The sequence below is a fragment of the Streptomyces sp. NBC_01465 genome (assembly GCF_036227325.1).
GTDB lineage: Bacteria > Actinomycetota > Actinomycetes > Streptomycetales > Streptomycetaceae > Streptomyces.
Genome location: NZ_CP109467.1, coordinates 8,272,394 through 8,289,366, shown reverse-complemented (window position 1 = coordinate 8,289,366; position 16,973 = coordinate 8,272,394). Strand labels below are relative to the sequence as shown.

20 protein-coding genes are annotated in these 16,973 nt (G+C 71.0%); 8 read left to right on the top strand and 12 right to left on the bottom strand.

All coding sequences use genetic code 11. The features are described 5' to 3' along the window. Nucleotide 1 precedes the first annotated feature (1 nt). On the bottom strand, nucleotides 2–709 hold the full coding sequence (locus tag OG707_RS38400; protein ID WP_443071449.1) for a succinate dehydrogenase: 708 nt from the start codon (nucleotides 707–709) through the stop codon (nucleotides 2–4). Nucleotides 710–794: 85 nt separating this feature from the next. On the opposite strand from OG707_RS38400, the gene OG707_RS38395 reads away from it, so the two are divergent. Further along, nucleotides 795–1,697 carry a LysR family transcriptional regulator gene (locus OG707_RS38395; protein WP_329126504.1) on the top strand — a complete coding sequence of 301 codons (903 nt, stop codon included), beginning with the start codon at nucleotides 795–797 and terminating at the stop codon, nucleotides 1,695–1,697. Here OG707_RS38395 and OG707_RS38390 read toward each other — a convergent pair. From OG707_RS38390 to OG707_RS38380, 3 genes are all read right to left on the bottom strand, one after another. Beyond that, on the bottom strand, nucleotides 1,667–3,841 hold the full coding sequence (locus OG707_RS38390) for a putative bifunctional diguanylate cyclase/phosphodiesterase (RefSeq protein WP_329126503.1): 2,175 nt from the start codon (nucleotides 3,839–3,841) through the stop codon (nucleotides 1,667–1,669). The two genes, OG707_RS38395 and OG707_RS38390, sit on opposite strands and share 31 nt — an antisense overlap. After that, the gene (locus OG707_RS38385) at nucleotides 3,838–4,650 is read right to left on the bottom strand and encodes an SAM-dependent methyltransferase (RefSeq protein ID WP_329126502.1); all 813 of its coding nucleotides are present in this window, start codon (nucleotides 4,648–4,650) and stop codon (nucleotides 3,838–3,840) included. The genes OG707_RS38390 and OG707_RS38385 overlap by 4 nt, the downstream gene beginning before the upstream one ends. 201 nt (nucleotides 4,651–4,851) lie before the next feature. Beyond that, the gene (locus tag OG707_RS38380; protein WP_329126501.1) at nucleotides 4,852–5,793 is read right to left on the bottom strand and encodes an SCO0930 family lipoprotein; all 942 of its coding nucleotides are present in this window, start codon (nucleotides 5,791–5,793) and stop codon (nucleotides 4,852–4,854) included. Between the two features lie 213 nt (nucleotides 5,794–6,006). Between OG707_RS38380 and OG707_RS38375 the strand changes: the two genes are divergently transcribed. Beyond that, nucleotides 6,007–6,507 (top strand): hypothetical protein, encoded by a 501-nt coding sequence (locus tag OG707_RS38375; protein ID WP_329128244.1) that lies wholly within the window; start codon nucleotides 6,007–6,009, stop codon nucleotides 6,505–6,507. A gap of 17 nt (nucleotides 6,508–6,524) precedes the next feature. After that, entirely contained in the window at nucleotides 6,525–7,292 is a 768-nt protein-coding gene (locus OG707_RS38370) for a bestrophin-like domain (protein ID WP_329126500.1), read from the top strand. 1 nt (nucleotide 7,293) lies between these two features. Here the strand turns inward: OG707_RS38370 and OG707_RS38365 are convergent, their stop codons facing one another. Further along, complete coding sequence (locus OG707_RS38365) at nucleotides 7,294–8,058, bottom strand: glutamate racemase (protein WP_329126499.1); 765 nt, start codon at nucleotides 8,056–8,058, stop codon at nucleotides 7,294–7,296. A gap of 173 nt (nucleotides 8,059–8,231) precedes the next feature. Between OG707_RS38365 and OG707_RS38360 the strand changes: the two genes are divergently transcribed. Further along, the gene (locus tag OG707_RS38360) at nucleotides 8,232–8,684 is read left to right on the top strand and encodes a hypothetical protein (RefSeq protein ID WP_329126498.1); all 453 of its coding nucleotides are present in this window, start codon (nucleotides 8,232–8,234) and stop codon (nucleotides 8,682–8,684) included. A gap of 9 nt (nucleotides 8,685–8,693) precedes the next feature. On the opposite strand, the gene hemC is transcribed toward OG707_RS38360, so the two are convergent. Next, entirely contained in the window at nucleotides 8,694–9,626 is a 933-nt protein-coding gene (gene hemC, locus OG707_RS38355) for a hydroxymethylbilane synthase (protein WP_329126497.1), read from the bottom strand. A gap of 112 nt (nucleotides 9,627–9,738) precedes the next feature. Between hemC and OG707_RS38350 the strand changes: the two genes are divergently transcribed. Then, complete coding sequence (locus OG707_RS38350; protein ID WP_329126496.1) at nucleotides 9,739–9,912, top strand: hypothetical protein; 174 nt, start codon at nucleotides 9,739–9,741, stop codon at nucleotides 9,910–9,912. 46 nt (nucleotides 9,913–9,958) lie between these two features. Then, nucleotides 9,959–10,426, top strand: a complete 468-nt coding sequence (locus OG707_RS38345; protein ID WP_329126495.1) for a universal stress protein — start codon at nucleotides 9,959–9,961, stop codon at nucleotides 10,424–10,426. Between the two features lie 3 nt (nucleotides 10,427–10,429). Here the strand turns inward: OG707_RS38345 and OG707_RS38340 are convergent, their stop codons facing one another. After that, complete coding sequence (locus tag OG707_RS38340; protein WP_329126494.1) at nucleotides 10,430–11,635, bottom strand: CapA family protein; 1,206 nt, start codon at nucleotides 11,633–11,635, stop codon at nucleotides 10,430–10,432. Between the two features lie 152 nt (nucleotides 11,636–11,787). Between OG707_RS38340 and OG707_RS38335 the strand changes: the two genes are divergently transcribed. Beyond that, complete coding sequence (locus OG707_RS38335) at nucleotides 11,788–12,381, top strand: sigma-70 family RNA polymerase sigma factor (RefSeq protein WP_443071448.1); 594 nt, start codon at nucleotides 11,788–11,790, stop codon at nucleotides 12,379–12,381. Here the strand turns inward: OG707_RS38335 and OG707_RS38330 are convergent. Next, the gene (locus tag OG707_RS38330; protein WP_329126493.1) at nucleotides 12,303–12,512 is read right to left on the bottom strand and encodes a zf-HC2 domain-containing protein; all 210 of its coding nucleotides are present in this window, start codon (nucleotides 12,510–12,512) and stop codon (nucleotides 12,303–12,305) included. The two genes, OG707_RS38335 and OG707_RS38330, sit on opposite strands and share 79 nt — an antisense overlap. Nucleotides 12,513–12,625: 113 nt before the next feature. Between OG707_RS38330 and OG707_RS38325 the strand changes: the two genes are divergently transcribed. Further along, a complete protein-coding gene (locus tag OG707_RS38325; RefSeq protein ID WP_329126492.1) occupies nucleotides 12,626–13,114 on the top strand; it encodes a hypothetical protein in 489 nt (162 codons plus the stop codon). Between the two features lie 14 nt (nucleotides 13,115–13,128). Here the strand turns inward: OG707_RS38325 and OG707_RS38320 are convergent, their stop codons facing one another. From OG707_RS38320 to OG707_RS38305, 4 genes are read right to left on the bottom strand one after another with little or no spacing between them, the layout of a single operon-like run. Further along, nucleotides 13,129–14,319 carry a sensor histidine kinase gene (locus OG707_RS38320; protein ID WP_329126491.1) on the bottom strand — a complete coding sequence of 397 codons (1,191 nt, stop codon included), beginning with the start codon at nucleotides 14,317–14,319 and terminating at the stop codon, nucleotides 13,129–13,131. Further along, entirely contained in the window at nucleotides 14,316–15,797 is a 1,482-nt protein-coding gene (locus OG707_RS38315; RefSeq protein WP_329126490.1) for a sodium/solute symporter, read from the bottom strand. The genes OG707_RS38320 and OG707_RS38315 overlap by 4 nt, the downstream gene beginning before the upstream one ends. Continuing rightward, nucleotides 15,794–16,156, bottom strand: coding sequence for a hypothetical protein (locus OG707_RS38310; protein ID WP_329126489.1), 363 nt, complete (start codon nucleotides 16,154–16,156; stop codon nucleotides 15,794–15,796). The genes OG707_RS38315 and OG707_RS38310 overlap by 4 nt, the downstream gene beginning before the upstream one ends. Before the next feature lie 45 nt (nucleotides 16,157–16,201). Continuing rightward, nucleotides 16,202–16,954 carry a LytR/AlgR family response regulator transcription factor gene (locus OG707_RS38305; RefSeq protein ID WP_329126488.1) on the bottom strand — a complete coding sequence of 251 codons (753 nt, stop codon included), beginning with the start codon at nucleotides 16,952–16,954 and terminating at the stop codon, nucleotides 16,202–16,204. Nucleotides 16,955–16,973: the final 19 nt, after the last annotated feature.

Genomic DNA, 16,973 nt, shown 5'->3' with positions numbered 1-16,973 from the left:
GTCAGCTCACGACTCCGGTCATCACGGCGACGGGTACGGCGATGAATCCCACGGTCAGCACCAGCGCGAGGACGTTGGCCGTGGCCTTGAGGAAGCGGTCGCGGGTGGCGCGCCCCGCGCCGAGGGTCTGTGCGGCGCTCCAGAACCCGTGCCTGATGTGCAGTCCGAGCGCGAGCATCGCGACGATGTAAATGACGTCGCTGTACCAGGTGTTGAAGGTGTCGATGACGTTCTGGTACGGGTGCCCCTGCTGGAATCCGCCCGGGTGCACGGTACCGGTCGTCAGGTCCAGGACGTGCCAGACGATGAACAGCGCCAGGATGATCCCGCCCCAGCGCATGGTGCGCGTCGCGTAGCTGCTGCGGCGCTTCTTGTGCGCGTACGCCACCGGGCGGGCCCTGCGGTCGAGCCTGCTGAGCTGGTACGCGGAGACGGCGTGCGCCACGACGGCCACGACCAGCACCACACGGATGAGCCAGAGCGCCCACTCGTAGTGCAGGAAGGGCTCGCCGAGGGTGCGCAGCCAGTGTGCGTAGTGGTTGAACTCCCCCGCCCCGAAGAAGATCTTCAGATTCCCGAGCATGTGGACGACCAGGTACATCAGCATGATCAGGCCGCTCACCGCCATGATCGTCTTTTTGCCGACGGTCGATTTGAGAAGCGTCTGCGCCATCGACGGCCGTCGGTCCGTCCGCGTTGCCAGTGCCATGACCACAGACGTTAGGCCTGTCAAGGGCCAGAGGTCCAAGACATGGTCCGGCTCATGTCCATAGCCATGGCCTATCGTGGTGTTCATGCAGTTCCAGCAGCTCACCTATTTCGTGGCCGTCGCCGAGTCCCGGCACTTCACGCGCGCCGCCGAAGAGGTGCACGTCTCCCAGCCGTCGCTCTCCCAGCAGATCCGGGCGCTGGAGAAGGAGCTGGGCGCCGAGCTCTTCAGCCGGGCCCGCGGCAACATCACGCTCACCGACGCCGGGGAGGCGCTGCTGCCGCTCGCCCGCCGCATCCTCGCCGACGCGGACACCGCGCGGCACGAGGTCCTGGAGCTCGCGCAGCTGCGGCGCGGCAGGGTGCGCCTGGGCGCGACGCCGAGTCTCTGCACGGGGCTGCTCCCCGACGTGCTGCGCGCCTTCCACGACCAGCACCCCGGGATCCAGCTGCTGATCGAGGAGGGCGGGTCGCACGATCTCGTACGGGAACTGGCGCGCGGCGCCCTCGACCTGGCCCTGGTCGTGCTCCCGCTGCCGACCCCGTCCCCGGCCCTGACGACCGTGGAGCTGCTGCAGGAGGACCTGGTCGTGGTCTCGTCGGCCGGCTCCCCCGCGCCGCGCTCACCGCTGCGCATCTCCGATCTGGAGGGCGAGCCGATGGTGATGTTCCGGCACGGCTACGACCTGCGCGATCTCACCCTCTCCGCCTGCCGCGCGGCGGGCTTCGAGCCGTACTTCACCGTGGAGGGCGGCGAGATGGACGCCGTGCTCGGTTTCGTACGGGCGGGCCTCGGCGTCGCCGTGGTGCCGAGCATGGTGGCGGCGCGGGCCGGGCGTGACCTCCTGGTCACGCCCCTCGCCCGCCCCGGTCTTCGCCGTACGATCGCGCTCGCGCACCGCAGCGACGTGGCGCCGCCGCGCGCGGCCCGCGTCCTGCAGGACGTCCTGCTGTCGGGTCACACGGCGTCGGCCAGCAGCAGGCTGTGAATCCGGTCGGGGGCGCCCGGCCTGGCGTAGTACCAGCCCTGTGCGGTGTCGCAGCCCAGCTCCCGCAGCTGGTCGGCCTGCGCGCCGGTCTCCACGCCCTCGACGGTCACGGCCAGTTCCAGGCTGTGCGCCAGCGAGACGATCCCCTCGACGATCTTCAGGTCGACGGGGTCGGCCGGATGCTGCTGCATGCCCTGGGTGAAGGAGCGGTCGAGCTTGAGAACGCTGACGGGGAGTCTGCGCAGGTTGGCGAGGTTCGAGTAGCCGGTGCCGAAGTCGTCGAGTGCGATGTCGATGCCCATCTCGGCGAGCTGCCGCAACGGCTTCAGCAGGTCGTCGTCCGCGCCGATCAGCGCGGACTCGGTGACCTCCAGGCAGAGCGCGCCGGGCGAGAGCCCCGACCGCTCCAGGACCGCCACCGTGTCGGCGACAAGACCGGGGTGGTGGAGCTGGGTGGGTGAGAGGTTCACGTTGATCCGCAGCGGCCCGCCGTCGGTGTGCGCGGGGTGCTGCTGCTCCCAGAACCTCGCCTGCCGTACGGACTCCTCCAGGACCCAGCGGCCGAGCGGCACGATCAGCCCGGTGTGCTCGGCGAGCGGGATGAAGCGGTCGGGGCCGAGCACACCGTGCTGCGGGTGCGACCAGCGCACCAGCGCCTCCGCCCCGTGCACGCTGCCGTCGCCGAGGTGCACGAGCGGCTGGTACTCGATGAAGAACTCGCCGCGCTCCAGGGCGGCCGGCAGCGCCATGGTCAGCCCGTGGCGGGTGATGGCACGGGCGTCGGCCTCGGCGTCGGCGATCTCGTAGCGGTTGCCGCCGGCCGCCTTGGCCCGGTACATCGTGATGTCCGCGCTGCGCAGCACCTCGGCGGCGGTGCGCTCCCCTGTCGGGCCCTCGACGATGCCGATCGAGCCGCGGACGGTCAACTCACGGCCGTCCAGGCGGATCGGGCTCGAGAGCACCGAGAGGATGCGGGAGGCGAGTTCGCCGACCTCGCGCTCGGTGTCGCGCCCGGTGGTGAGGGCGACGAACTCGTCGCCGCCGAGGCGGGCGACCATCTCGCCGGGTGCGGTGGCGCAGCTCTGCAGCCGGTCGGCGATCTCGACGAGCAGCCGGTCGCCGGCCGAGTGGCCGAGGCTGTCGTTGATGGATTTGAAGCCGTCGAGGTCCAGATAGCAGAGGCCGAAGCGCATGCCGTCGCCGGTGGCCAGGACCTTGTCGAGCCGCTCGAAGAACAGGGTGCGGTTGGGCAGCCCGGTGAGCGCGTCGTGCGTCGCCTCGTAGCGGAGCCGCAGATTGAGCAGCCTGCGCTCGGTGGTGTCCTCCATGAGCGCCAGCTGGTACTGCGGCACGCCTTCGGGGTCACGGAGCAGGGAGACGGTGAGGTTGGTCCACAGGACGGTGCCGTCACTGCGGTAGTACGGCTTCTCGACCCGGTAGTGGTCGCGCTCGCCCCGCACCAACTCCCCGTACAGGCCCCAGACATGGGGCGCGTCCTCGGGGTGGACCCACTCGCTCACGTTGCGGCTGCGCAGGCTCTGGCCGAACCCGCCGAACATCCGCTGGAGGGTGTCGTTGAGCTCCAGGACGTTGCCGTCGAGGTCGGCGATGCCTATGCCGATGGCCGCGCCCTCGAAGACCGCCCGGAAGCGTGCCTCGGTGGCGTGGAGCGCCTGTTCGGCGGCGCTGCGCGCGGAGAGCGCGGAGCGTGCGATGGCCTCCTGTTCGGCGAGGGTGCGCTCGCGCAGCGCCTGGGAGAACCCGGCGGCCAGTGCGTGCTGGAGGCGGGAGCAGTGGGCGCGCGCCTCCTCCGGGGTGAGTTCGTCACCCGCGGCGCAGTACAGCACCAGATAGGAGTCCACGACGCCGAGGGTGCGGCTGAGTGCGTCCGGGTCCGTGCAGTGCAGCGCCACCAGATCGGCGCCGATCCGCTGCGCGGGCGCCGCGTCGAAGGGCAGGGCGTGCAGGGCCTCGCTCAACCGGTGGGCGAGCGGCAGCAGATGCTGCTCGAACTCCGCCCGGGTGAGGGAGGTCGCCGTCGCCGGGAAGATGGCCCGGCTCCAGATCGTTGCGAACCGCCCGATTCTGTCTGCGCTGCAGTCCTGTCCGGTCGGGGGGCCGGACGCCTGCGGGGGTACGCTCACGCCTTGCGTCCCACTCCTGCGAAGCCCGCGAAGGCGAATGGGTCTTCCTGGTCGACCGGCGCCTCCGGACGCCAGTCCGGCATGGTGACGAGTCCGGGCTCCACGAGGTCGAAGCCGTCGAAGAACCCTCCGATCTCCTCGTGGGTGCGCATCACCAGCGGGTTGCGGATGTTGTTGTAGAGGTCGACCGCACCGCCGGCCTGCTCCTGCGGGACCGGAATGGTCTCGTACGAGGCGTGGCAGAGGATGAGGAGGCTGCCGGGCGCGAGAGCGTCGCGCAGGTGGGCCACCGCGCTGTACGGGTCGTCGCTCTCCTCGATGAAGTGGAGCACGGAGACCAGGAGCAGGGCCACCGGGCGGTCCAGGTCGAGGAGTTCGGCGACCTCGGGGCTGTCCAGGATCTCCTGGGGCTTGCGCAGATCGGCGGCGACGATCCGGGCCCGGTCGTTGCCTTCGAGTACGGCCTGGCTGTGGGCGACCGCCACCGGGTCGTGGTCGACGTACACGACGCGGGACTCGGGGTCCGCGGCCTGGGCGACCTCGTGGACATTGCCGAACGTGGGGATGCCGGAGCCGATGTCGAGGAACTGGGAGACGCCCTCGTCGGCGGCGAAACGTACAGCCCGGCGCATGAAGGCACGATTCGCCTGCATGACCTTGGGCAGCCCGGGCACGAACTCCATGGCCTTGCGGGCGGCTTCCCTGTCCACCTCGAAATTGTGCGATCCGCCCAAGTAGTAGTCGTAGATCCGCGACACGCTCGGCACCGATATGTCGATGCCCTGCGGGGCCCAGGCAGGACGCTCCATCAATGTCTCCAACAAGTCGCCACGACGGTCACGGCCATGTCCATGGCCAGTGTTCGAGCCGAGGCTACTGACCCTCCGGCAGGAGAGCGAGCAAAAACGGAAATTGGCGGTCCGTTATTGGTCACACGCCTCCGGCATGTGCGACCGGCCCGTCGCCGCAACGGGGGGTGCGGCGACGGGCCGGAAGTCCGTGGGGGAAGACTACTTGGAGGCGCCGATCAGCTTGGCATCGGGCGAGATCGCGTACCAGGTGCCGCCGATGCCCTGCCCATTGGTGTCGCCGGGCTTGGTGTCGCCGGAGAAGGTGTAGGTCGGCCAGCAGTTGAGGGACTGCTGCTTGAGTCCGTCGGGCCGGTTGAAGGTGACAAATCCCTTTTTGATGATGCCGGCGGTGTCGCTCTTCGCCACGGGGGCGACTACCGGCCACTTGTCGAGGCATGCGCCGGTGCAGGCGGACTTCATCGGCCAGGCGGAATCCTTCTTGAAGCGGTACACCGTCATTCCGCGCCGGTCCACGACGATGTCGCCGAGCTTCGGGTCCTTGCGGACGGAGAGGCCGGGCAGCGCGGCGACGGCTGCGGGCGCGGCCGCCGCCTTCTTGCCGTCGGGCGCCGAGGCGAACCAAGTACCGCCCACACCCTGCCCGTTGGCGTCGCCCGGCTTGGTGTCCTTGGCGAAGCGGTACATGGGCCAGCCGCCCAGAGTGAGCTGCTTGCTGCCGTCCGTCCTGACGACCTCGCCGATCACCGACGCATCGGTTCCGGCCGCGGCGGTGACACTGCCCGCGGGAACAGGTGGCCACACCTTCGCGCAATCACCGTCGCAATTCGATTTCGGCGGACTCGCGGTGTCCTTGTCGAAACGGTAGAGAGTGAATCCGGCGCTGTCGGTGACGACCTTGCCCAGTTTCTTGCTGTCCCAGACCGCGAGTTGTCCGGCGGGTTTCGCATTCCCTGCCGTCGCGTCCGAGCCGTACCCGTCCCCCGCACCGTATGCGCCGTCGCCGGCCTGCGCCGCGGGGCTCGCATTGCCCACGGCCTGCCCGTTCGCCGTCGAGGCGCCGTTGCCCTGACCGCACGCCGTCGTCAGCGCCAGCACTGCGACCGCCGTCACCGCGAGCGAGGCGTTCCGCCAGGTATTCATGTGAACTCCAGCTGTCCGTTTGTGGGTTGCGGCGCGAGGGGTGCGCCGTTCATGGCCCTAGGTACGGTCCGCGGTGCCGCTCGTGTTCAATGCGCGCCCAGAATTTTTTCGGGCCCCTGTTGAACACCTCCGGTCTCAAACGCAAAGCCGCAGTTCTCCCACCTTCCGGGGGAATCCGGGTCAACCCCGGAGTGTTTCCCTCCACTTCAGCTCATGCTGCTCGTCGTGTACCGATCGCAGCTGACCCTCATCCCGCTCATCGGGCGGCTGCTCGCCGCGGCAGCCTTCACGTGTCTGCTTCTCACCCCGCTGCCCGCCGCGGCGGACAACTGCTCCTTCGCCTCCGTGTCGCAGAACGGCGAGGCGGCTTCGGGTACGGCGATCGCGGTGTCCGGGTCGTCGAGCTGCAAGGCGGAACACCGGCCGCCCGTACGGAAACCGCCTCCGGTCCGCCACGCGCCACCGCCCCCGCCGCCTCCTCCACCACCGCCTCCGCCGCCGCCGCCTCCGCCCGTACCGGAGCCGCCGAAGCCGTCGCCGACTCCCACGGTCCGCCCGAAGCCGCCCCCGCCGCGGCCCGTCGAGATCCCCACGTACCGCAAGCCTCCGCGCAAAAAGGCTTCGACCAGCCCCTCACTCGTCTCGTTGACCCTGCTCGTCACGGCTCCCGCGGTCTTCGCGGTCGCCGTCCTGCGCCCCCGTTCCTCCCGTTGACCTGACGGAGATGTCCCATGTCGGAATGGCTCGTTCTCTCCATCGCGATGGCTGCCGCCTGTGCCGTCGTGCTGACGATCACCCTCATCAACAACCGCAGAATCGGCGATGACGACGACCCCACCGAAACCCCGGACGTCATCGAGTACATGACGATGATGATCGGCGTGGTCTACGCGATCGTCCTGGGACTGGCCATCGCCGGCGTCTGGGAGGCGCGCAGCGCGGCCCAGGAGTCCGTACGCCAGGAGGCCCAGGCCCTGCACGAGGTCGACGTCCGCTCGGAGGTCTACCCGGCCGAGGTGCGCGGCCGGATCCGTACCGACGTCAACGCCTATGTCTCCTATGTGATCGACACCGAGTGGAAGCACATGGCCGAGCACGGCGAGCTCACCGACAAGGGGACCGGGCTACTCACCCAGGTGCGCCGCGACGTCACCGACTACCAGCCGAAGACCGACCACGAGGGCCAGGCGTACCAGCCGCTGGTCGACCAGGTCGCGGCCGCCGACGACGCCCGCGGGGCGCGCGGTCAGAGCGCGGGCGCCACGATGCCGGGGGTGGTCTGGTTCGGCCTGATCACCGGAGCCCTGGTCACGGTCGGGCTGATCTTCACGCTCCAGATCCGCCGCTCCCCCAGTGAACTCCTCCTGGCGGGCCTGTTCTCCGCGCTGATCGCCTTCCTGCTCTTCCTCATCTGGGACTTCGACTCCCCCTTCGGCCGCGGCATCGCAGCCACAGCCGCGCCGTTCCTCGACCTTTTCCCGGGGGTCGGGACCGGCTGACCTACAGCAGCCGGCCCTCGGCGTACGCCAGTGCCCGCCCCGGAAGCGGAGCCTCTCGTCCGCCGAGGAGAACGGTCAGGGCGCCGTCGGCGGGCGCTCCGGGGTCGGGGCGCCCGCCGATCCGGCGCAGCGCCTGGGCGGCGACCGCGGAGGCGGATCCGTACAGGGTGGGAGGCGGCGTGTGCGGCCGCCGGAGGGCCGCGCGGATGTGCTCCGCGACGAGTTCGTAGTGCGTGCATCCGAGGACAACGGCCGTGGCGTCACCGGGAGTCCGCTCGGCCGCGGCGTCCACCATGCGGGCGACAGCCTCCTCGTCCGCGGCCTCGACGGCGTCCGAGAGTCCGGGGCACGGGACCTCGGTGACCGTCGCGCCGCCGGCGAACTCCCGGATGAGTTCGCGCAGATACGGGCTGCCCGTGGTGGCCGGCGTCGCCCAGACGGCCACGGGACCGCCGCCCGCCGCCGCCGGCTTGATCGCCGGGACGGTTCCGATGACCGGCACGTCGGGTTCAAGGCGGGCGCGCAGCGCGGGCAGAGCGTGCACGGTGGCGGTGTTGCACGCCACGATCAGTGCGTCGGGACGGTGCGCGACAGCGGCTTCGGCCACGGCGAGGGCGCGGACCGTGACGTCACCGGGGGTACGCGGCCCCCAGGGCATCCCGTCAGGGTCGCAGGAGAGGACAAGATCGGCGTCGGGCCGCAGCCGGCGTACCGCGGCGGCTGCCGCGAGGAGGCCGATTCCGACGTCCATGAGAGCAATCTTCAAGGGTGCAGCCTTCCGGTGTGCCGGTCTGTCCCGATGGGGTCGCCGGCGAGTCTTGCCGCCTCCCCGGCCCCACCGGCACAGCCAATCCCGGCCGAGTGGCCCGCTGCGCGCCCGCAGGCCCGCGTCGCCTACCGTCCATGGTGTCGGGACCGCACCGGACCACGGAGGCTCTCATGCAGACCGCTTCGCTGCCGTACGTCGACGAACACACAGCCGTCGTCTCGGCGGACGCCGACGCCGTCTGGCGCGGCGTCGGCGAGACGCTCGACCGGTCCTTCGCGGGATCCGCGATGGCCCGCTATGCCCGCCTGATCGGCGCATCCGAGACCACGAAGTCCGGACCGCGGCCCTTCGCCGAGAGCTCGACGGTTCCCGGGTTCCGGGTGACCCGCGCGGTGCCGGGCCGCGAGATGGTCCTCGAGGGCCGTCACCGCTTCTCGACGTACGCCCTGACCTTCCGTCTCGAACCCGCAGGACCGGGCAGGACGCTCCTGCGCGCCGAGACCCGGGCCGCCTTCCCCGGTCTGGCCGGCGGCGTCTACCGGGGGCTCGTCATCGGGACACGCGGTCACGTCCTGGGGATGCGCCGCATGCTCGCGTCCGTCCGCCGCCTCTCGGAGCGTTGACGCCGCCGGTCAGTGCGCGATGCCGTCGATCAGGTCGCGGGCGCCCTGGCGGAGGAGTGCCACCGCCACCGAGGTGCCGAGGGTGGCCGGGTCCAGGGGGCCCGCCCATTCGTGGGCGTTGAGGACGGTCTTGCCGTCCGGGGTGAACACCCGGGCGCGCAGGGAGAGTTCGCCGCTGCCCTCGACGTGTGCGTAACCCGCGATCGGGCTGTTGCAGTGCCCCTGGAGGACATGGAGGAACATACGTTCCGCGGTGGCCTCCTTCCACGACGTGGGGTCGTTCAGGCCGGTCACGGCGTCGATCGTGTCCGTGTCGTCCTCGCGGCACTGCAGGGCGAGGATGCCGGCGCCGATCGGCGGGCACATCGCCTCGACGGAGAGGGTCTCGGAGATCACGTCCGTACGGCCGATCCGCTCGAGACCGGACTGCGCGAGGAGCAGCGCGTCCGCGTCGCCCGCCGCCAGCTTCTCCAGGCGCCGGTTGGCGTTGCCGCGCATCGGCACGCACTCCAAGTGCGGGTGCGACGAGGCGAGTTGGGCGATGCGGCGGACCGCCGACGTACCGATCCTCGTCCCGGCGGGAAGTTCCCCGAGGGTGCGGCCCTCGGGGTCGATGAGCGCGTCACGGATGTCGTCGCGCTTGAGGAACGCCGCGAAGACGGTGCCCGCCGGAAGGGGACGGTCGGCGGGGATGTCCTTGACGCAGTGCACCGCGAGGTCGGCCTCGCCCGCGAGCAGCGCGGCGTCGACCTCCTTGGTGAAAGCACCCTTCCCGCCCAGTCTCGCCAGGTCGCCCATCCAGCGGTCGCCCGAAGTGGTGACAGGGACCACCTCGGTGCGCAGTCCCGGGTGAAGTACGGCCAACTCGGCGCGTACGCGCTCCACTTGGGCGAGGGCCATGGGAGAGGAGCGGGAGACGATACGCAGCGCGGCGGTGGACATGCACCCACGATAAAGGCGCGACGCACCGTGTATTGACCAGGGGGCTTGAAACGTCACAGACGGGGCAGGCGCGTGGTACGGAGTTGCAGGCACTGGTGGAGGTGTGGTCGTCATGGCGTCGCGGCGAGTGCTGGAGAAGTTCCCTGCCGGTGGTCCCCACGGAAGCTGGCCCGCGGAGGAGTTCGCGGCGGAGCAGCGCCGTGCCGGGGTCAAGGCGACCGTGGTGATGGATCTGAACGCGGACGCGTTCCTGGTGGTCGCTTCCCAGCGTGAGGGAAACGAATAGAACACCTGATGGGGACGGATGCGCGATCAGCCGATAGCCTCCTGCCGTGACAGATCAGCAGCATGAGCGGCAGCAGTTCGAGCGCGGCACGGACGGCCCCAAGGTGATCGTCGTCGGCATCGACGGGTCCGAATCCTCGATGCGCGCCGCGGCGTACGCCGGTGGCCTCGCCAGACGGCAGAACGCGTTGCTGGCCATCGTCTACGTACAGCCGGTGCTCTCCGCGGGGGCCGCGATGGGCGCCCCCGTCGCGGACACGACCTCGGAGATCGCGGAGGGGCTCGTGGCGGAGATCCGCAGCGCCCTCGACCGGGTGAAGGGGATCTTCGACGTGCGGTGGGAGTTCCACACCTTCCGCGGCGATCCGTACAACGGCCTGGTCACCGCCGCCGACGAGCTCAAGGCGGACGCCGTGGTCGTCGGGGCGTCGGAGTCCGCCGGCCACCGGATCATCGGATCCGTGGCCGTGCGTCTCGTCAAGGCGGGCCGCTGGCCTGTCACGGTCGTCCCGTAGCGGTCAGCTCCTGGCCATGGTCAGGCCGTCGGCCGCCGCTCCCCTGCTCAGCACCGCCTTGCGGATCGCACCTGCCACGGGACAGTACCCGGGGCTCCGGGGCCTGCCCCCGGGCAGGCACAGCACGACGCGGCCGGTGCGGAGGTTCATCCACTGCGGGACGAACTCCGCCTTCGCCACCGTCCAGCGGCCGCCCTTCTTCGCGGGCGGAGCAAAGGTGAAGCGGCCGATGGAGCTCTCGTTGCCGCGGTCGTCCTGGGCGCCGGTGGGGTTGAACATCTCGCCTGCGATCTGGTCGCCCATGCCGTAGATGATCCAGGTTCCGTTGACCTTCTCGTACGCCTGCGGGATGTGCGCGTGCGTGCCGAGGATCAGATCGATGTCGGGGCGGCCCGCGGTCTTCGACGCGGTGAGCGCGCGCCCGAGGCTCAACTGCTGGTCGTTCGGGGCGTCCTGCCACTCCGTTCCCCAGTGGATGCTCACCACCACCACGTCCGCGCCCGCCTTGCGCGCCGCCCTGGCATCGGCGACGATCTGCCGCTCGTCGATGAGGTGGACCGCCCAGGGCTGTCCTTCGGGGGCCGGGATGCCGTTCGTGTCGTAGGTGTACGCGAGCTGGGCGACCTTGGCGCTGCCGCCCTTGAGCCAGGCGGGCCGCGCCGATTCGGCCGCCGTACGGCCCGAACCCGTGTGGGCGATGCCCGCCGCGTCGAGTGCCCCCAGGGTCCTGCGGATCCCGGCGGACCCTGCGTCGAGGGTGTGGTTGGAGGCGGCCGAGCAGGAGTCGTAGCCGGTGGCCGCGAGCGCGGCGGCCACCTGGGGCGGGGACTTGAAGGTGGGCCAGCCGGTGTACGGGCCGCCGTTCGCGCCGTACACCGTCTCCATGTGACAGATCGCCAGGTCGGCGTGGGAGACGAGGGGTTTCACCGCGGCGAGCATGGGCCGGAAGTCGTAGCCGCGGCCGTGCGCGTCCTGGTGCGCGCGCTCGATGACCGACGTGTGCGGAAGTACGTCGCCCGTCGCCACCAGCGTGAACCCGCGCTGCGCGGCCGGTCCGCCGCCCGCGCCCGGTGAGGCCGGGCGTTCGGAGTCCTGGTGCGCGTGGTGCGGGGCGGGGCGTGCGGTCTCGTGCCCGGCGGTGCAGGCCGTCGTGGCCGCAAGGAGTACGGCGGCCGCCGCGGCCAGCCGCTGTGGCATGCGCTTCGTCATATCCGAATTGGGCCGGTGGGAGGGCCAATGGTCAAGCATCACGGCCGACGCTGCGACCGTTCGGCGTGCCGCTCGTCGCACCGTTCAACCGCTTGTCGCACAGCGTTGCGCAAGCGCTGTCGCCGACCGCCCTGCTGCGCTGCCATACGCCCGTGACCATCACTTCGACATCCCGAGGCACCGACGAACACGCCCTCGTCGAACTGCAGCGTGTGCACGGGCGGGCACTGCTGCACTTCCTGCTGGGTCTCACCTACGGGGACCGGCAGCGCGCCGAGGATCTGCTGCAGGAGACGCTGGTGCGCGCCTGGCAGCATCCCGAGGCGTTCGACGGGCCCCACGAGTCCATGCGGCCCTGGCTGTTCACCGTCGGACGCAGACTGGCGATCGACGCACGGCGCTCCCGGCTGGCCCGCCCCACCGAGGTGCACGACGGCGTCCTGGAGTCCACCGCGGCCGCCGGGGACCTCACGGAGCGGTCGGCTGCGGCGCTGGACGTACGGGAGGCGGTGCGGGCGCTGAGTCCCGAGCACCGGGCCGTGCTGGTGCAGATCTACTTCCGCGGGCTGAGCGTCAACGAAGCGGCCGAGGTCCTCGGGATACCGGCGGGGACCGTCAAGTCCCGTTCGTACTACGCCCTTCGGGTGCTGGGGCGCCGGCTGCCCGGTTACGGCTCCTCGTCCCCGAGCAGTTCCTCCTCGCTGGAGAGCGCGAGCAGTGACGGGGCCTCGGCGACCTCCAGATAGGCGGCTCCGCAGGCGTCGCAGGCCTGGAGATGGGCTGCCACCCGGCTGTCCTCGTCGGGCGCGAGCGCGCTCAGTACGTACGCGCCGAGGAGCGGCCGCACATGGGGGCCCGGCGGGGGTGCGTCGGTCATGGGCATCCTCGCCTTCGATGACGAATCCTGTCCTTCTGGCCACGGGGCGGCTCCCGTCCCGGTTCAATGCTCCACGGAGTTGCCTGGTCGAGAGATGAAAGAGGCGAGACGGGATGCGTCCCGAGAGTAAGAACGGGACCAGTGGTGAAGGACTACTGGTGCCGATGGCATGGATGTACGCCGAGTACATCGCCGACGAATTACTGCGCACGGGTGATCTGATGCCGCCCACGACACTGGAGTTCCGGGCGGGGCGTGATGCGCTCGCGCTGACGATCTTCCTGTCGGACGGTGCGGTCGGCGGTGCCCGGGTGGTGGCCCGTCTCGACGAGTGGCTGGCGCTCACCGCGTACAACACCCGGTGGCGTGAGTGGGTCTGCCGACGGCTCGATCAGCTGCAGGAGCGGGAGGACGGGAACGGGCCCGATCTGCCGCTGGCGCGGACGGCCTGGCGGTGGCTGGAGGAGACCGAGCTGCTCGCGGCCGATCTCGACGCCGTGGTGCCCGGGGTGGTGCCCGAGGTCGAGGACGGACCGCAGGTGTGGACTCCGGCCTGGCAGCTGGGGCTGCCGCTGGGGCATCTGGCGATCACCCTGTTCTGAGCAGGCCGGGGGGGTTACGAACCGTGCACGCCCGCACGGTACTTCGGTATGCGCAGCGTGACTTTCATGCCCGCTCCGGCGCCCGTGTCGATGACCAGGCCGTAGGCGTCTCCGTAGACCTGGCGCAGCCGCTCGTCCACGTTGAGCAGGCCGATGCCGGAGGAGGCACCGCCCTCGCCGCGCAGGATGGAGCGCAGCCGCTCCGGCTCCATCCCGGTGCCGTCGTCCTCGATGACCACTTCGGCCTCGGCTCCGGCGTCGAGCGCGCTGATGGTGATGCGGCTGCTGTCGACGGCGCCTTCGAGCCCGTGTTTGACGGCGTTCTCGACGAGGGGCTGCAGACAGAGGAAGGGCAGGGCGACGGGCAGGACTTCCGGTGCGACCTGGAGGGTGACGCTCAGGCGCGATCCGAAACGGGCCCGTACCAGCGCCAAGTACTGGTCGATGGAGTGCAGTTCGTCGGCGAGGGTGGTGAAGTCGCCGCGCCTGCGGAAGGAGTAGCGGGTGAAGTCGGCGAATTCCAGCAGGAGTTCGCGGGCGCGCTCGGGGTCGGTCCGTACGAACGAGGCGATGGCGGCGAGGGAGTTGAAGATGAAGTGCGGGGAGATCTGGGCGCGCAGCGCTTTGATCTCCGCTTCGATCAACTGGGTGCGGGAGCGGTCAAGTTCGGCGAGCTCCAGCTGTACGGAGACCCAGCGGGCCACCTCGCCGGCCGCGCGGGCGAGGACCGCGGACTCGCGCGGCGCGTAGGCGACCAGCGAGCCGAGCACCCGGTGGTCGACGGTCAGCGGAACCGCGACCGCCCAACGCAGGGGGCAGTCCAGGTCGTCGCAGGCGCTGGTGAACGCCGTGTCGCGGCCGGTGTGCAGGAGGCCCGCGACCTGGCCCATGAGCTGCGGTGCGTGGTGGTCCCCCGCCCCGTCCCAGGCGAGGACCTGCTCGCCGTCGGTGAGGCACAGGGCGTCGGTGCCGAGCAGGGAGCGGAGCCTGCGCGCGGCCTTGCGGGCGCTCTCCTCGGTGAGCCCGGCGCGCAGCGGAGGCGCGGCAAGGGATGCGGTGTGCAGGGTCTCGAAGGTGGCGCGCTCCACGGGGGTGCCGACGTCGCTCGTACGGGAAGGACGTGCGGTACGGCGCCCGAGGACGAACCCTCCGGCGAGCAGCAGCGGGCCCAGCACGATCAGCGCGGCGGCCGCCTCCCCGCTCATCGCAGCGCCTCGGGGAGGTGGAAGCGGGTCATGGCGGCGTGCGTGCCGGCCGGTATCCGGGCCGGGGTGGCCAGCGACACCAGCACCATGGCGAGGAAGCCGACGGGGACCGACCAGACGGCGGGCCAGGCGAGCAGCGTGTGGGCCCAGCCCGGCGGGACGGCGCCGCTCATCGTGACCGAGACGGCGATCAGTGCGGAGCCGCCGCCGAGGAGGAGTCCAGCGACGGCGCCCGGCGGGGTGAGCCGCCGCCACCAGATGCCGAGGACGAGCAGCGGGCAGAAGGACGAGGCGGAGACGGCGAAGGCCATGCCGACGGCGTCGGCGACCGGGACACCGGTGGTCAGCAGGGCCCCCGCCAGGGGTATCGCCATGGCGAGCAGGGTGGCGAGGCGGAAGTGGCGTACGCCGCGGGACTCTTGGGTGAGGACGCCCGCGACGGCCATGGTCAGGCCGGAGGCGGTCGAGAGGAACGCGGCGAAGGCGCCGCCCGCGACCAGTGCGCCGAGGAGGTCTCCGCCGGTGCCGCCGATGAGCCGCCCGGGCAGGAGCAGTACGGCGGCGTCCGCGTCCCCGGTGAGGGAGAGCTCGGAGGCGTACAGGCGGCCGAGCGCTCCGTAGACGGGCGGCAGCAGATAGAAGACGCCGATGAGGGCGAGGACGACAACGGTCGTGCGGCGGGCGGAGCGACCGTCGGGGCTGGTGTAGAAGCGGACGACGACGTGCGGCAGACCCATGGTGCCGAGGAAGGTCGCGACGATCAGTCCGTAGGTCGCGTAGAGCGGGTGGTCGGCCCGGCCGAGGCTGCCCGCGATGGCGAGTGCGGGGACGGCGGCGGGTGCACCGGCCGGGATGTGCGGGCGGCCGTCGTGCTGCCAGGCCAGGACCAGGAAGAGGGCGGGGACCAGGAGGGCGGTGAGTTTCAGCCAGTACTGGAAGGCCTGGACGAAGGTGATGGAGCGCATGCCGCCTGCGGCGACCGCGAGGACGACGACGGTGGCGACGATGGCCGGACCGAGCCAGTCGGGGGCGCCGGTGAGGATCGCCAATGTGAGCCCTGCGCCCTGGAGTTGGGGCACGAGGTAGAGCCAGCCCGCGCCGATGACGAAGGCGCTCACCAGCCGGCGTACGGTCTGCGACTCCAGGCGGCCCTCGGCGAAGTCGGGCAGGGTGTACGCACCGGAGCGGCGCAGCGGGGCCGCGACGAAGAGCAGGAGGACCAGGTAGCCGGCGGTGTAGCCGACCGGGTACCAGAGCATGTCGGGGCCGTGGACGAGGACGAGGCCCGCGATGCCGAGGAAGGAGGCGGCGGAGAGGTATTCGCCGCTGATCGCGGCGGCGTTGAGGCGTGGGCCCACCGTGCGCGAGGCGACGTAGAAGTCCGAGGTGGTGCGGGATATGCGCAGGCCGAAGCCGCCGATGAGGACGGTGGCGAGGACGACGACGGTCACCGCCACCACCGCATAGGCCTGGCTCACGCGGCGGGGCGTCCCTTCACGAGTCGGGCGAAGTCGCGCTCGTTGCGCTCGGCCCTGCGGACGTACCACCAGGCGATGAGGACGAGCAGCGGGTACGCACCGAAGCCGAGGACCAGCCAGACCGCGGTGGAGCTGCGCAGTGCGGCGAAGGCCAGCGGGAGGGTGCCGGCGAGGAGGGCGAGGAACGCGAACGCGCTCAGTCCGGCTCGCAGTTGGCTGCGGATGAGCGAGCGTACGTAGGCGCCGCCGAGTGCGGTCTGTTCGTCGATCTCCGACTGGGCGCGGTAGCGGGGCAGCGGTCGCACGCGCCGGGGCTCGCCCGTCACGCGCTCGCGTCGGGGTGCGGGCTCTACGGACATGGCGCGGAGTGTACGCAAGCGGTCGGGGTGTCGGGAAGGGCCTGGTCAGCGACCGGCCTGCCGCAGGAGCAGGTCGCGCAGGGTGCGGGCGTGGCGGCGGCTGACGGGGAGTTCGGCCGCGCCGATGCGGACGCTCATGGAGCCCGCGTCGAGGCGCAGTTCGTCGATACGGGAGAGCGCGACGAGGTGGCTGCGGTGAATGCGTACGAATCCTCGCGAGCGCCAGCGCTCCTCCAGCGTGGTGAGCGGGATGCGGACGAGGTGGCTGCCTTCGGCGGTGTGCAGGCGGGCGTAGTCGCCCTGGGCCTCGGCGTAGGCGATGTCGGCGACCGCGAGGAAGCGGATGATTCCGCCCAGTTCGACGGGGATCTGGTCGGCGGCGGTGTCCAGGACGGGGGCCGGGCCGCTGCCGACTTGTTCGGCGACGCGTCGTACGGCCTCGGCGAGGCGCTCGCGGCGGACGGGCTTGAGGACGTAGTCGACGGCCTTGAGGTCGAAGGCCTGGACCGCGAAGCCCTCGTGGGCGGTGACGAAGACGATGAGCGGGGGCCGGGCGAAGCCGGCGAGGAGGCGTGCGATGTCGAGTCCGGTGAGGCCGGCCATGTGGATGTCGAGGAAGGCGACGTCGATGGCGTTGTCGTCTTCGGGTCCGGCGCCGAGGGCGTCGCCGATACGGCGCAGCGCCTCGGTGGCGCTGGTGGCGCCCTCGGCGCTGCGTATCCGGGGGTCGGAGCGGAGCAGGTAGAGAAGTTCTTCGAGGGCCGGTTCCTCGTCGTCGACGGCCAGTACGCGCAGCATGAGGCCGGAGTGTAAGGGG

Coding starts and splice junctions, on each gene's coding strand:
- OG707_RS38400 (WP_443071449.1), bottom strand. CDS start 709: ATGGCACTGGCAACGCGGACGGACCGACGGCCGTCGATGGCGCAGACG.
- OG707_RS38395 (WP_329126504.1), top strand. CDS start 795: ATGCAGTTCCAGCAGCTCACCTATTTCGTGGCCGTCGCCGAGTCCCGG.
- OG707_RS38385 (WP_329126502.1), bottom strand. CDS start 4,650: ATGGAGCGTCCTGCCTGGGCCCCGCAGGGCATCGACATATCGGTGCCG.
- OG707_RS38380 (WP_329126501.1), bottom strand. CDS start 5,793: ATGAATACCTGGCGGAACGCCTCGCTCGCGGTGACGGCGGTCGCAGTG.
- OG707_RS38375 (WP_329128244.1), top strand. CDS start 6,007: ATGCTGCTCGTCGTGTACCGATCGCAGCTGACCCTCATCCCGCTCATC.
- OG707_RS38370 (WP_329126500.1), top strand. CDS start 6,525: ATGTCGGAATGGCTCGTTCTCTCCATCGCGATGGCTGCCGCCTGTGCC.
- OG707_RS38360 (WP_329126498.1), top strand. CDS start 8,232: ATGCAGACCGCTTCGCTGCCGTACGTCGACGAACACACAGCCGTCGTC.
- hemC (WP_329126497.1), bottom strand. CDS start 9,626: ATGTCCACCGCCGCGCTGCGTATCGTCTCCCGCTCCTCTCCCATGGCC.
- OG707_RS38350 (WP_329126496.1), top strand. CDS start 9,739: ATGGCGTCGCGGCGAGTGCTGGAGAAGTTCCCTGCCGGTGGTCCCCAC.
- OG707_RS38340 (WP_329126494.1), bottom strand. CDS start 11,635: ATGACGAAGCGCATGCCACAGCGGCTGGCCGCGGCGGCCGCCGTACTC.
- OG707_RS38330 (WP_329126493.1), bottom strand. CDS start 12,512: ATGACCGACGCACCCCCGCCGGGCCCCCATGTGCGGCCGCTCCTCGGC.
- OG707_RS38325 (WP_329126492.1), top strand. CDS start 12,626: ATGCGTCCCGAGAGTAAGAACGGGACCAGTGGTGAAGGACTACTGGTG.
- OG707_RS38320 (WP_329126491.1), bottom strand. CDS start 14,319: ATGAGCGGGGAGGCGGCCGCCGCGCTGATCGTGCTGGGCCCGCTGCTG.
- OG707_RS38310 (WP_329126489.1), bottom strand. CDS start 16,156: ATGTCCGTAGAGCCCGCACCCCGACGCGAGCGCGTGACGGGCGAGCCC.
- OG707_RS38305 (WP_329126488.1), bottom strand. CDS start 16,954: ATGCTGCGCGTACTGGCCGTCGACGACGAGGAACCGGCCCTCGAAGAA.